The sequence below is a fragment of the Pseudomonas sp. GW821-FHT07E12 genome, assembly GCF_058986605.1.
The window spans coordinates 30,111-43,844 of record NZ_JBYSVX010000034.1 but is presented as its reverse complement, the minus strand read 5'-3'; the positions used below and the strand labels follow the sequence as shown (position 1 = coordinate 43,844).

Below are 13,734 nucleotides of genomic sequence, written 5' to 3'. Positions count from 1 at the left end.
CTCAATGATAGCGGCCAGCCCTCTATAATCGGAGGCCGACTTTTATATAGCTGTTGCCATGACTGCCGCCGCGGCCGACGAACTACACACGATCATCGACCTGATCCGTTACGGCGCCAGCCGTTTCACCGAGGCTGGGCTGACCTTCGGCCACAGCTACGACAACGCGCTGGACGAGGCGACGCAGCTGGTCCTGCATACGCTGCACCTGCCGCACGATCTCGGCCCGGCCTACGGCCAGGCGCGCTTGCTGCGTTCGGAGAAAGAGCAGGTGCTGGCGCTGTTCCAGCGCCGCATCGACGAGCGCGTGCCGGCCGCCTACCTGACCGGCGAGGCGTGGTTCGCCGGATTGAGCTTCAAGAGTGATTCGCGCGCGCTGGTGCCGCGTTCGCCGATCGCCGAGCTGATCGAGTCCGGCTTCGAGCCGTGGCTGGCCGGTCGCGACGTGCATCGCGCGCTCGACCTGTGCACCGGCTCGGGTTGCATTGCGATCGCGATGGGCCACTACAACCCGAACTGGGAAGTGGATGGCGTGGACATCAGCGACGACGCGCTGGCGCTGGCCGCCGAGAACAAGGAGCGCCTGCTCGCGAACAACGTCAGCCTGCTCAAGTCCGACCTGTTCAACGGCCTGACCGGGCGTCATTACGACCTGATCGTCACCAACCCGCCGTACGTCACCAACGACGAGACCGACGCGCTGCCGAAGGAGTATTCCTACGAGCCGGAGCTAGGTCTGCGTGCCGGCGACGACGGTCTGGACCTGGTGCTGAAGATCCTGCGTGATGCCCCGCTGCACCTGAGCGAGGACGGCCTGCTGATCTGCGAAGTCGGCGATTCCGAGCAGCACCTGATCAAGCTGCTGCCGGAGCTGGATTTCGCCTGGATCGAGTTCAAGGTCGGGCAGATGGGGATCTTCGCGATCGAATGCCGCGATCTGATCCATCACAACGCCCGCATCGCGGAGCTGGCCGCGCAGCGATGAGTTCGAACACCTTCGGCAAGCTGCTCTCGGTCACCACGTTCGGCGAATCGCACGGGCCGGCGATCGGCTGTGTGATCGATGGCTGTCCGCCCGGGCTGGCGATCGCTGCCGAGGAATTCGCCCACGACCTGCAGCGCCGCGCCACCGGCAAGAGCCGTCACACCTCGGCGCGGCGTGAGGCCGACGAGGTCGAGATCCTGTCCGGCGTCTACGAAGGCGTCACCACCGGTACCCCGATCGCGCTGCTGATCCGCAACACCGACCAGCGCAGCAAGGACTACGCGAATATTGCCGCGCAGTTCCGCCCCGGCCACGCCGATTACAGCTACTGGCAGAAGTACGGCATCCGCGACCCGCGTGGTGGCGGCCGCAGTTCCGCACGCGAGACCACGATGCGCGTGGCCGCTGGCGTGATCGCCAAGAAGTGGCTGCAGCAGCGGCATGGCGTGACGGTGCGTGGCTTCCTGTCGCAGCTGGGCGAGATCAAGCCCGAGGGCTTCGACTGGAATGCCGTCGAGGACAACCCGTTCTTCTGGCCGCATGCCGCACAGGTGCCGGCGCTGGAAAGCTACATGGACGCGCTGCGCAAGTCCGGCGATTCGGTCGGCGCGCGCGTGGACGTGGTCGCCGATGGCGTGCCGCCGGGCTGGGGCGAGCCGATCTACGGCAAGCTCGACGGCGACCTCGCCGCGGCGCTGATGAGCATCAATGCGGTCAAGGGCGTGGAGATCGGCGACGGCTTCGCCAGCGTGGTGCAGAAGGGCACCGAGCATCGCGACCTGATCAGCCCGGCCGGCTTCCTCAGCAACCATGCCGGCGGCATTCTCGGCGGCATCTCCACCGGTCAGCAGGTCACCGCTTCGATCGCGCTCAAGCCGACCTCCAGCCTGCGCCTGCCCGGCGAGACGGTGGATGTGGACGGCAACCCGGTCGAAGTCATCACCACCGGTCGCCACGATCCCTGCGTCGGCATCCGCGCCACCCCGATCGCCGAGGCGATGGTCGCGCTGGTACTGATGGACCAGGCGTTGCGCCACCGCGCCCAGTGCAGCGACGTCGGCGAGGTGCGCCCGCGCATTCCGGGGAGTGTCGGTGGCTGAATCACGGCCACGCGTGTGGGTCAGCCAGCCGCTGTTCGACGATGTCGTCGAGCAGCTCGGCACGCATTTCGAGCTGACTACCACCGCGGACGTGATGAAGTATTCGTCTGATGACCTGATCGCCAAGCTGTCGCCGCTGGATGGCGCGCTGGTGACCCTCAACGAGCGCATCGGTGCCGCCGAGATCGCCAACGCGCCCAGGCTGCGCGCGATCGCCAATGTCGGTGTCGGCTACAACAACCTCGATATCCCCGCGCTCAGCGCGGCCGGGATTGTCGCCACCAACACTCCGGACGTACTCACCGAAACCACCGCCGATCTGGGCTTCGCCTTGTTGATGGCGGCTGCGCGCCGCATCACCGAGTCCGAGCGCTGGCTGCGTGACGGACAGTGGGGGCCGTGGTCGTTCAAGACCATGCTTGGCGCCGACGTGCATGGCGCCACGCTGGGCATTCTTGGCATGGGTCGGATCGGTCAGGCCATTGCCCGTCGTGGTCACCACGGTTTCGGCATGAAGGTGCTGTACCACAACCGCTCGCGGCTGCCGGAAGCGGCCGAGCGCGAGGTCGGCGCGCGGTACGCAAGCTTCGACGAACTGCTGGCACAGGCCAATCACCTGGTGCTGGTGCTGCCGTACAGTGCGACTTCCCACCACATCATCGATGCCGCTGCTCTGGCCAGGATGAAGCCGACCGCGACGCTGGTGAACATCGCGCGCGGTGGCCTCATCGATGAGCCGGCGCTCGCCGATGCACTCGCCAACGGTCGTCTGGCCGCCGCCGGACTCGACGTCTACGAAGGCGAGCCGAACGTACGCGCGGAACTGCTGGCGCTGCGCAACGTGGTGTTGACCCCGCACATCGGCAGCGCCTCGCTGGCCACGCGCCGGGCGATGGCGCAGCTGGCGGTGGACAACCTCATCGCGGCGCTGGGCGTCGGCCCGAACGCCGGCAACCCGCCGAGCGCGATCAATCTCGACGCGGCCGCCAAAGCGGCCGGCACCACCGTGGGCGCGACCAAAATCGGCGGCGGCAAACGATAGGGAACCTCCGTGATCGTGCCTGGAGGTTCCCCGAACCCTTTAGTGTGAGCCCCTCACAAGAGCACGGCACATCCATGTGCCGGGATCAAAATTTTTCCTTCGAGAATCCAGAAGAGTTCCTCATGAGTAACCAAGCTCGTCTTTTCACCGTCGCAATCGTGGGCGCCACCGGTGCCGTCGGCGAAACCATGCTGTCCATCCTGGCCGAGCGCAATTTCCCGGTCGGCAAGCTGATCCCGCTGGCCTCGGCGCGTTCGGCCGGCAGCCAGATCGAATACAAGGGCGAGAAGGTCGATGTGGTCGATCTCGAGACCTTTGATCCGGCCGGCGTGGACATCGCGCTGTTCTCGGCCGGTGGCAGCATCTCCAAGGAGTACGCGCCGAAGTTCGCCGCCGCCGGTGCGGTGGTGATCGACAACTCCTCGGCGTTCCGTTACGACGACGACGTGCCGCTGGTGGTGTCAGAGGTCAACCCGCACGCCTTGAAGAACCGTCCGCGCGGCATCATCGCCAACCCGAACTGCTCGACCATGCAGCTGATGCCGGTGCTGGCGCCGATCCACAAGCTGTACGGCATCGAGCGCGTCAACATCGCCACTTATCAGTCAGTGTCCGGCGGCGGCCGTTCGGCGCTGGAGGAGCTGGGCAAGCAGACCGCGCAGCTGCTGGCGTTCCAGGACATCGATCCGCAGCGTTTCCCGGTGCAGATCGCCTTCAACCTGATCCCGCACATCGATGACTTCCAGCCCAACGGCTACACCAAGGAAGAGATGAAGCTGGTCTGGGAGACGCAGAAGATTCTGGAGGACAGCAGCATCCTGGTGAACCCGACCGCAGTGCGCGTGCCGGTGTTCTTCGGTCACTCCGAGGCGGTCAACATCGAGACCAAGAAGAAGATCACCCCGGAGCAGGCGCGTGAGCTGCTGGCATCGGCACCGGGCGTGGAGGTCGTGGACAAGCACGAAGCCGGTGGTTATCCGACCCCGGTGACCCATGCCTCGGGCAAGGACCCGGTGTTTGTCGGCCGCATCCGCGAGGATTTCTCGCATCCGCGTGGCCTGAATCTGTGGGTCGTCGCCGACAACATCCGCAAGGGCGCTGCGCTCAACGCGGTGCAGTTGGCCGAACTGGTCGCTCAGGAGGGCTGATCCAGCCATCTTCGAGTCGATCCGAAGGGCCGCGCATGCGGCCCTTCGTCATTGTGGGAGGGACTTCAGTCCCGACGGGCGGTACCGGTAAAGCGTCGGGACTGAAGTCCCTCCCACAGGCTCACAGGATCATCATCCGGCGCGAACATCGCCTTGGCATTGGCGCGCTCGGGAGACTGCGACCAAGGGCGATATGGCAACCCGCGCAGTATTCGAATCAGGGGGTTGCGGCTATATTGGCGCCCATGAAACGTAGCGGCATGGGCGCAAAGCGCCCGTTACAAGCTTTGGCGGCATTGGTCCTGACGCTTTGCAGCAGTGCTGCAATGGCCTTGGGCCTGGGCGATATCCGGGTGCTGTCCAAGCCCGGTCAGCCGTTGATCGCCGAGATTCCGGTGATTTCCAACGAGCCGGGCGAGCTGGAGAACGCGCGCGTTGCGCTGGCTTCACCGACCACGTTCGCACGGGTCGGGCTGGAGCGGCCGGCCGGGCTGATCAGCGACCTGCAATTCCAGTTCACCCAGGATGCGCGTGGCCGTGCGGTGATTCGCGTCACCAGCAGCGTGCCGGTCGAGCAGAAGGCGATCAGCTTCCTGATCGAGGTGGACTGGGGCAACGGCCGGCTGGTGCGCGAGTACTCCGCGCTGGTCGATGCACCCAACACCGCCGCAGCGATTGCTGAGCCGGAGATCGAGGCACCACAGGCCGGGGCCAGCAACGCGATCGTGCGTGAGCCGGCGCCGGTCGCGGCCCAGCCTCAATCCGCCGCGGATGCGCCGGTCAGCGCGCCAGCCTCGCCGGCACCGGTAGCGCGGCCGCCACGACCGTCGGCGCCGGTGGCTCCTGTCGCGCCCGGCCAGAATCTTGCACCGATACGCCAGGGCCAGACCCTGTCGCAGGTCGCCGTCCAGTTGGCGCGCGGCAGCGGTCATTCGCTCGACCAGACCATGCTGGCGCTGCTGCGAGTCAATCCGGACGCGTTCATTGGCGGCAACATCAACCGGCTCAAGCAGGGCGCGGTGCTGCGCACGCCGCAGCAGGACGAACTGGCGCAGATCGGCGCGGCCGAGGCCACTGCCATGGTGCGCGAGCAGGCCGCCCAGTGGCGACAGGCGCGGGCGCCGATTCCGCAGCCGGCCGAGGCTGGCGCCGCACCGAAGGCCGCGGCGGCCACGCCGGCACCGCGCGCGACCGAAGCCCGGTTGGAAATCGCCCCGGCGGTAAGCAGCAACAGCAACAAGGCAGGCACGACGACCGGCACCACGGCCGGCGGCGAAGGGGACAGGCTCGTGAACGAACAACTGCAGCAGGCGAAGGAAGACGTCGCCACCCGTGATGCCGAAATCCAGGAACTGCGCACGCGCGTGGCCGACCTGGAGAAACTGCGGGAGCAGCAGACCAAGCTGATCGCGATGAAGGACACCGACCTGGCCGCTGCCCAGCAGCGCCTGGCCCAGCAGCCTCCGGCTGGCGAGACCGGCAGTTTCCCGATGTGGCTGTGGGGCGGTGTGGTGCTCGTGCTCGCGGGGCTTGCGGTGTGGCTGGCCTCGCGGCGGCGCAAGCCATCGCCGTTCACCACGTCATCGCGCCGCTTCGGCGACGTCGGGCCGGACATCGCAACGCCCGCCGCTGCAGCGGCGGCGAGCCGCAACGAGCCGGTGATCGGCGAGCGCGAGTTCGGCCACGAGGTCGAGATCGAGGAAGCCTCGCTGCATGACGAAGAGCGCTTCACCAGGAGCGAAGAGACCGACATCGCGCAGGGGCATGAGGTGCCGACTGCCGATGAGCGTCCGTTGCCAGCCGCCTGGGGACCGACCTGGCATGCGCCGGAGGTGTCCGAGGTCGCGCCGCTGAACCCAACCCCGGCCGGCCGCGACCGGCTGGAGCTGGCGGTGGCCTATCTTGACCTGGGCGACAAGGACACCGCACGCAGCCTGCTGCGGGAAGTGGCCGCCAGCGGCGATCCGGAAGCGCGCGCCGAGGCGTCCGCGCTGCTCAGTCAGATCGGCTGAAGCCACACTCTCGGTAGGAGCGGCTTCAGCCGCGATGAGGCTTTACCAGGGGCAAGCCCGTCGCGGCCAATGGCTCTGGGCCGTCCAGCGCCGTCCCTACAAGAAACCGCGCCGACAAGTGAGGTTTCGGTCCAAGCAGAGAGGTTCCAATGCGCTACGCCATGGGTGTGGAATACGACGGCAGCGAGTTCTTCGGCTGGCAGCAGCTTGGCGAGCATGGCGGTCCGAGCGTGCAGGCGACGCTGCAGCAGGCGTTGTCGTCGGTAGCCGCCGCGCCGGTGCAGGTGATCTGCGCCGGCCGTACCGATGCCGGCGTGCATGGCGAATGCCAGGTGGTGCATTTCGACAGCGATGCGCAACGCGAGCCGCGTGGGTGGATGCTGGGTACGACGGCGCGCCTGCCGTCGTCGGTGGCGGTGCGCTGGTGCGTGCCGGTCGCGGACACCTTCAACGCGCGTTTTTCCGCGCGTGCCCGCCGCTACCGCTACCGCCTGCTCAACCGCCAGGTGCGCCCGGCGCTGCATCGCCAGACCTTGAGCTGGGAGCGCCGTCCGCTGGATGCCTCAGCGATGCATGCTGCCGCGCAGGCGCTGCTGGGCGAGAACGACTTCGGCGCGTTCCGCAGCGTGCAATGCCAGGCGTTGCACGCACGCCGCGAGTTGCAGTGGATCCAGGTGCGGCGCGATGGCGACGTGATCGAGATCGGAGTCCGGGCCAATGCATTCCTTCATCACATGGTGCGCAATATCGTCGGCTCGCTGATTCTGGTCGGCACCGGTGAGAAGCCGGTGGAGTGGATCGCCGAACTGCTGGCCGGGCGCGATCGCACCGTGGCCGGGCCGACCGCGCCGCCGCAGGGGCTGGTCTTTGTCGGTCCGCTGTATCCGGCAGAATGGCAGTTGCCCGCCGAGGTCACCCTATGAACCGCACGCTCTACCGTACCCGCATCAAGTTCTGTGGCATGACCCGCGCCGGCGATATCCGCCTGGCGGGCGAACTCGGCGTGGACGCGGTGGGTTTCATCTTCGCGCACGGCAGCCCGCGCCGGGTCGCTCCGACCGAGGCGCGCGCGATGCGCCAGGCGATCGCGCCGATGGTCGATGTGGTCGCACTGTTCCGCAACAACCCCAAGGAAGAGGTGCGCGAAGTGTTGCGCACGGTACGGCCGACGCTGCTGCAGTTCCACGGCGAGGAGGAGGACGCGTTCTGCCGCAGCTTCAACCTGCCGTACCTGAAGGCGATCCCGATGGGCGGCGGAGCCGAGGTCAATGCGCGCACGCTGCAACTGACGTATCCGAACACCTCCGGGTTCCTGTTCGACAGCCATGCCACGGGTGCCAGCGGCGGCAGCGGTTTGACCTTCGACTGGTCGCGCCTGCCGACCGGATTGCACCGGCCGTTCCTGCTGGCCGGCGGCATCACCGCCGACAACGTGTTCGACGCGATCATCGCCACACTGCCGTGGGGCGTGGACGTGTCCAGCGGCATCGAGCTTTCGCCAGGCGTCAAGGACGGTCACAAGATGCGTCGTTTCGTCGAGGAAGTGCGGCGCGCGGACTGCCACGAGCTGGGCTGAGCGGGATATCCCATAGGAGCGGCGTCAGCCGCGATGGGGCTTGCGTGCAGATCCTTCTGCAAAAACCGCACATCTGCCTGCTGGGATTTGAACGGGAAAGCCCGATCGCGGCTGACGCCGCTGCTACGTCCGGCAGGGCATTCAGCGCTCCAGCTCGCCTCGGAACCATCCGGCCAACCGGTCGATACGCGGATCCGGGTTACGCCGTAGTCGGCACAACGCCCAGCGTGCAGGCGTTTCCACGAAACCCCAGGGCGCGATCAACCGTCCGCTGGCGAGATCCTCGCTGACCAGCGGCTGCGGTGCGATCGCGATGCCGAGGCCGGCCACCGCCGCCTCCAGCAGGTAGATCAGGTGTTCGAATTCGTTGCCGTAGCGCAGCGCCTCTGCATCGATACCGTGTGCCGCGGCCCATTCGGGCCAGGCCTGTGGGCGCGAGCGGGTATGCAGCAGCGGGTAATCGAGCAGGCGCTGCGGCGCACTGCCGGCCAGCCGGGTGGCATCCGGATGGCGCGGGCTCAGGACCGGGCCGATTCGCTCCGGTCCCAGGTCGGACACGTTCCAGTCCGTCGGCCAGGGTGGGGAAGCCAGCTGCAGCATCGCATCCAGCCCCGGCAGGTGCGGCTGAGGTGCCTGCTCGCGCGCCGACAGGTGCAGCCGGATCGACGGCATCGCCTGTTCCAGTCTGCCCAGACGCGGGATCAGCCAGCGTGCCAGCAGGCTGGCCGAGCAACCCAGCACCAGCGGCGTTTCGGTGGGCTGCAGACGCAGCTCCGTCCAGGCATCGCCGAGGCGCGAGAAGGCATCGCCGGTGGCATCGCGCAGGCGTTCACCGGCCGGCGTCAGGACCAGGCCGCGGCCGGCCTTGGCGAACAGGGCGGTGCCCAGGGCCTGTTCCAATGTGCGGACATGGCGGCTGACCGCACCGTGGGTGACGTGCAATTCGTCGGCGGCGCGACTGACGCTGCCCAGTCGTGCTGCGGCCTCGAAGGCGCGCAGTGCGGCGAGCGGGGGCAGGGGCTGGCTCATGACATGTGATTGTAGATCACGGATTGTGCGCAATCATCGATTTATCCGGATATGTCACACGGGTTAAAGTGCTGTCTGAATCAACGTGCCCCGCGCTGACGCGGGATGGATCGACCGATGTCTACTTCCCCCATTCGTGATTTTCACGCCTTCCCCGACGCCCAGGGCCACTTTGGCCGCTATGGCGGCCGCTTCGTCGCCGAGACCCTGATCGGTCCGCTGGAGGAGTTGGCCGCCGCCTACGACGCCGCACGCCAGGATCCGGCCTTCATCGCCGCCTATGACAAGGACCTCAAGCACTACGTCGGCCGGCCCAGCCCGATCTACCACGCCGAGCGGCTGAGCCGCGAGGTCGGCGGCGCGCAGATCCTGCTCAAGCGCGAGGACCTGAATCACACCGGTGCGCACAAGATCAACAACACCATCGGCCAGGCGCTGCTGGCCAGCCGCATGGGCAAGACCCGGATCATCGCCGAGACCGGCGCCGGCCAGCACGGCGTGGCTTCGGCCACCGTGGCCGCGCGGTTGGGTCTGGAGTGCGTGGTCTACATGGGCGCCACCGACATCGAGCGGCAGAAGATCAACGTCTACCGGATGAAGCTGCTCGGCGCGACGGTGGTGCCGGTGACTTCCGGCTCGGCCACGCTCAAGGACGCGCTCAACGAGGCGATGCGCGATTGGGTGACCAACGTGCAGGACACCTTCTACATCATCGGCACCGTCGCCGGCCCGGATCCGTATCCGCGCATGGTGCGCGACTTCAACGCGATCGTCGGTCGCGAGGCGCGCGCGCAGATGCTGGAGGATTACGGCCGGCTGCCGGACGCGATCACCGCCTGTGTCGGCGGTGGCAGCAATGCGATCGGCCTGTTCCACGCCTTCCTCAACGACGCTTCGGTGAAGATCTACGGTGCCGAAGCGGCCGGTGATGGTATCGCCAGTGGCCGTCATGCCGCCTCGATCGCCGCGGGTCGTCCGGGCGTGCTGCACGGCAACCGCACCTATGTGATCTGCGATGACGACGGCCAGATCGTCGAAACCCACTCGGTGTCGGCCGGCCTGGACTACCCCGGTGTCGGCCCTGAGCACGCGTTTCTGTCCGACAGCGGCCGCGCCACCTACCTGGGCATCACCGATGACGAGGCGCTGGCCGCGTTCCACCTGTTGGCGCATACCGAGGGCATCCTTGCCGCGCTGGAGTCGAGCCACGCCGTCGCCCAGGCGATCAAACTGGCGCGCGACCTGCCGAAGGACAATTTGGTGCTGTGTAACCTGTCCGGTCGTGGCGACAAGGACGTGCATACGATTGCAGCGCGGGAGGGCGTGGTGGTGTAGCTGGCGGGCAGGGACCAGGGGCCAGAGGCCAGAGGCCAGGGATAGAGCAGCCAGGTCGGAACCATGGCGCGGATTCCCGGCTCTCGCAGATGCGCCGCTTTTCCCTGACCCCTGACCTCCGGCCCCTGGCCTCCCCAAAAACGCCCCCCTGCTTCCCCTTCCTCTCTTCTCGCCTTCCGATCCCATGAGCCGCATCGCAGACAAATTCGCCCAGCTCCAATCGCATGGCCGCAAGGCCCTGATTCCCTTTGTCACTGCGGGCGATCCGTCGCTGGAAGCGACCGTGCCGCTGATGCACGCGCTGGTGCGCGCCGGCGCCGACGTGATCGAACTCGGGGTGCCGTTCTCCGATCCGATGGCCGATGGCCCGACCATCCAGCGCAGCTCCGAGCGCGCGCTGGCGCGGGGTGCTGGGCTCGCCTATGTGCTCGAAGCGGTACATGAGTTCCGCCGCGAGGATGCCGTCACCCCGGTGGTGTTGATGGGCTACCTCAACCCGGTCGAGATCCACGGCACCGAGCGCTTTGCCTCCGAGGCCGTGGCTGCCGGCGTCGATGGCGTGCTGTTGGTGGATCTGCCGCCGGAAGAGGCCGCAGAGACCCGTGGGGCGTTCACCGCTGTCGGTCTGGACCTGATCGTGCTGGCCGCGCCGACCACCACCGACACGCGTCTGGCGACGTTGTGCGACAACGCGCAGGGCTATCTCTACTACGTCAGCTTCGCCGGCGTGACCGGTGCCGACCGGCTCGATACCCGTTCGGCCGGCGATCGCCTGCGGCAGATCCGTGAACGCTCGAAGGTGCCGGTGGTGGCCGGTTTCGGCATCAAGGACGCCGCCAGCGCCGCTGCGATGGCGGTCGATGCCGACGGCGTGGTGGTCGGCAGCGCCCTGGTGGCGGCCTTGGCCGAGGCGAGCGATGTCGCTGCCGCCCGCGAGCGCGCCGAGGCATTCCTGGCGCCGCTGCGGCAGGCTCTCGACGCAAACTGAAGCCAAGAGGCGGTGGGATGAGGAGCCAGATGCACGCAGCTTCGCCCGTACCCTCATCCGCTCCTGCGGAGCGCCATCTCCCGGAAGGGGCATGGCACCCGAGTGAGAAGAACGAGCCACCATTCGGTACCGTCCTGCACCCGAATGGAGCGCCGAGTTAGACTGTCGCCCCTCTGCGGCCCTCGGGGCCGCCTTGAATGGACCGTCACACCGCATGAGTTGGCTCAGCAAATTGATGCCCTCGGGCATCCGTACCGACAACACCCAGAGCAAGAAGCGCAGCGTTCCCGAAGGGCTGTGGGAAAAATGCAGCAATTGCGGCGCGGCGTTGTATCGGCCCGAGCTGGAAGAGAACCTGGAGGTCTGCCCGAAGTGCGACCACCACATGCAGATCCGCGCCCGTGCCCGGCTGGCGGCGCTGTTCGATGACGGCAGCACCAGCGAGATCGCCGCCACCCTCGGCCCGGTCGACGTGCTCAAGTTCAAGGATCAGAAGAAGTACGTCGATCGCATCAAATCCACCCAGAAGGCCACCGGCGAGTACGACGCGCTGGTCGCCATGCGCGGTCTGCTGAAGGGCCAGCCACTGGTCGCTTCCTCGTTCGACTTCGCCTACATGGGCGGCTCGATGGGGTCGGTGGTCGGCGAGCGCTTCGCGCGTGCGGCCGAAGTCGCGCTGGAAGTGGGCTGTCCGTACGTGTGCTTCTCCGCCAGCGGCGGCGCGCGCATGCAGGAGGGCCTGTTCTCGCTGATGCAGATGGCCAAGACCTCCGCCGCGCTGGGGCGCTTGCGTGAGGCCGGCCTGCCGTACATCTCGGTGCTGACCCATCCGACCACCGGTGGTGTTTCCGCCTCGTTCGCGATGCTGGGCGACATCAACATCGCCGAACCGCACGCGTTGATCGGCTTCGCCGGCCCGCGCGTGATCGAGCAGACCGTGCGTGAGAAGTTGCCGGAAGGTTTCCAGCGCTCGGAGTTCCTGGTCGAGCACGGTGCCATCGATCAGATCTGTGATCGCCGCCAGATGCGCGACCGCCTCGCCGAGCTGACCGCGATGATGATGCGTCAGCCGATGCCCTCGGACGCGGCCACGAGCGAGGCATGAGCGCGCGAAAGTATTTCGGCACCGACGGCATCCGCGGACGGGTCGGCCACGGGCCGATTTCCGCCGACTTCGTGCTGCGCCTGGGCAACGCGCTCGGGCGCGTGCTGGGGCAGGGGCGCATCGGCAGCAAGCGGCCCATGGTGCTGATCGGCAAGGACACCCGCATCTCCGGCTACATGTTCGAAGCCGCACTTGAGGCTGGGCTGGTCGCTGCTGGCGTGGACGTACAGTTGATCGGGCCGATGCCGACCCCGGCGGTCGCGTTCCTGACCAACACCCTGCGCGCCGATGCCGGCATCGTCATCAGTGCCTCGCACAACCCGCATTACGACAACGGCATCAAATTCTTCTCCGCCGATGGCGAGAAGCTCGATGACGCCACCGAGGCGGCGATCGAAGCAGCGCTGGACGAGCCGTTCCTCACCGTCGAGTCCGAAGGGCTCGGCAAGGCATCGCGCGCGCGCGATGCGATCGGTCGCTACATCGAGTTCTGCAAGTCCAGCGTGCCGCGTGGTTTCAACCTGCGCGGGATCCGCATGGTGCTGGACTGCGCACACGGCGCGACCTACCACATCGCGCCGATGCTGTTCCGCGAACTGGGCGCCGATGTGACCGTCATCGGTGCCGCGCCGGACGGTCTGAACATCAACGCCGGTGTCGGCTCGACCCACATCGACAACCTCGCCGCGCAGGTGCGCGAGGCCGGCGCCGATCTCGGCATCGCCTTCGACGGCGATGGCGATCGCGTGCTGATGGCCGACGACCAGGGCAACCCGGTCGATGGCGATGATCTGCTGTACGTGCTGGCCCGCGCCTGGCAAGCCAGCGGTCGCCTCAAGGGCACCGTGATCGGCACGCTGATGACCAATTACGGCCTGGAAAAGGCTTTCGCTGGACTTGATATCCCGTTTCAGCGCGTCAAGGTCGGCGATCGCTATGTGCATCAGGCACTGGTCGAAGGGCAGGGCGTGCTGGGCGGTGAAGCCTCCGGCCATGTGCTGTGCCTGGATCGTGCCACCACCGGTGACGGCATCGTCAGCGCGCTGCAGGTGCTGGAGGTATTGCGGCGCGACGGCATGTCGCTGCGGCAGGCGCTGTCGGGCCTGCACAAGGTGCCGCAGAAGACGGTCAACGTGCGCCTCGATGGCGCCAGCGCCAAGCTCACCGTTGCCGATGCCGGCGTGCAGCAGGCGCTGCAGCAGGCGCAGGCGGCGGTGCAGGGTCGTGGTCGCGCCTTCCTGCGTCCGTCCGGCACCGAGCCGGTAGTGCGGGTGACGGTCGAAGCCGACGACGCTGCGCTGATGCAGCGCACGCTCGACGCACTGGCTGGAGCGGTGCGCGACGCGGCGTGAACCGTCCGCGATGACGGTGACGGCCGAGTGCCGTCGCCGTGCTGCAAGGGATCCTGACGTGA

12 protein-coding genes are annotated in these 13,734 nt (G+C 67.3%); 11 read left to right on the top strand and 1 reads right to left on the bottom strand.

The genetic code is table 11. The features are described from left to right. Positions 1-58: 58 nt before the first annotated feature. The 7 genes from prmB to AC3WJE_RS16665 all read left to right on the top strand — a co-directional run bounded on the left by prmB (position 59) and on the right by AC3WJE_RS16665 (position 7,863). On the top strand, positions 59-985 hold the full coding sequence (gene prmB, locus AC3WJE_RS16695; RefSeq protein WP_493731943.1) for a 50S ribosomal protein L3 N(5)-glutamine methyltransferase: 927 nt from the start codon (positions 59-61) through the stop codon (positions 983-985). Then, positions 982-2,085: a chorismate synthase gene (gene aroC / locus AC3WJE_RS16690; protein WP_493731942.1), complete on the top strand. Its 1,104-nt coding sequence runs from the start codon at positions 982-984 to the stop codon at positions 2,083-2,085. The genes prmB and aroC overlap by 4 nt, the downstream gene beginning before the upstream one ends. After that, complete coding sequence (locus AC3WJE_RS16685; protein ID WP_493731941.1) at positions 2,078-3,127, top strand: 2-hydroxyacid dehydrogenase; 1,050 nt, start codon at positions 2,078-2,080, stop codon at positions 3,125-3,127. Before aroC ends, AC3WJE_RS16685 begins: the two co-directional genes overlap by 8 nt. A gap of 122 nt (positions 3,128-3,249) precedes the next feature. Continuing rightward, on the top strand, positions 3,250-4,275 hold the full coding sequence (locus tag AC3WJE_RS16680; protein WP_493731940.1) for an aspartate-semialdehyde dehydrogenase: 1,026 nt from the start codon (positions 3,250-3,252) through the stop codon (positions 4,273-4,275). Positions 4,276-4,601: 326 nt separating this feature from the next. Next, positions 4,602-6,287, top strand: coding sequence for a type IV pilus assembly protein FimV (locus tag AC3WJE_RS16675; protein WP_493731939.1), 1,686 nt, complete (start codon positions 4,602-4,604; stop codon positions 6,285-6,287). A 149-nt stretch (positions 6,288-6,436) separates the two neighbouring features. After that, positions 6,437-7,210: a tRNA pseudouridine(38-40) synthase TruA gene (gene truA, locus AC3WJE_RS16670; protein WP_493731938.1), complete on the top strand. Its 774-nt coding sequence runs from the start codon at positions 6,437-6,439 to the stop codon at positions 7,208-7,210. Continuing rightward, positions 7,207-7,863: a phosphoribosylanthranilate isomerase gene (locus AC3WJE_RS16665; protein ID WP_493731937.1), complete on the top strand. Its 657-nt coding sequence runs from the start codon at positions 7,207-7,209 to the stop codon at positions 7,861-7,863. The genes truA and AC3WJE_RS16665 overlap by 4 nt, the downstream gene beginning before the upstream one ends. Before the next feature lie 141 nt (positions 7,864-8,004). On the opposite strand, the gene AC3WJE_RS16660 is transcribed toward AC3WJE_RS16665, so the two are convergent. Continuing rightward, positions 8,005-8,892: a LysR family transcriptional regulator gene (locus AC3WJE_RS16660; RefSeq protein ID WP_493731936.1), complete on the bottom strand. Its 888-nt coding sequence runs from the start codon at positions 8,890-8,892 to the stop codon at positions 8,005-8,007. A gap of 117 nt (positions 8,893-9,009) precedes the next feature. On the opposite strand from AC3WJE_RS16660, the gene trpB reads away from it, so the two are divergent. The 4 genes from trpB (at position 9,010) to glmM (ending at position 13,672) form a co-directional block, all read left to right on the top strand. Then, the gene (gene trpB, locus AC3WJE_RS16655) at positions 9,010-10,227 is read left to right on the top strand and encodes a tryptophan synthase subunit beta (protein ID WP_493731935.1); all 1,218 of its coding nucleotides are present in this window, start codon (positions 9,010-9,012) and stop codon (positions 10,225-10,227) included. Between the two features lie 184 nt (positions 10,228-10,411). Beyond that, positions 10,412-11,215, top strand: coding sequence for a tryptophan synthase subunit alpha (gene trpA / locus AC3WJE_RS16650; RefSeq protein ID WP_493731934.1), 804 nt, complete (start codon positions 10,412-10,414; stop codon positions 11,213-11,215). Between the two features lie 214 nt (positions 11,216-11,429). Further along, positions 11,430-12,320: an acetyl-CoA carboxylase, carboxyltransferase subunit beta gene (gene accD, locus AC3WJE_RS16645; protein WP_493731933.1), complete on the top strand. Its 891-nt coding sequence runs from the start codon at positions 11,430-11,432 to the stop codon at positions 12,318-12,320. Continuing rightward, positions 12,317-13,672: a phosphoglucosamine mutase gene (gene glmM, locus AC3WJE_RS16640; RefSeq protein ID WP_493731932.1), complete on the top strand. Its 1,356-nt coding sequence runs from the start codon at positions 12,317-12,319 to the stop codon at positions 13,670-13,672. The genes accD and glmM overlap by 4 nt, the downstream gene beginning before the upstream one ends. The last annotated feature ends 62 nt before the right edge of the window (positions 13,673-13,734 follow it).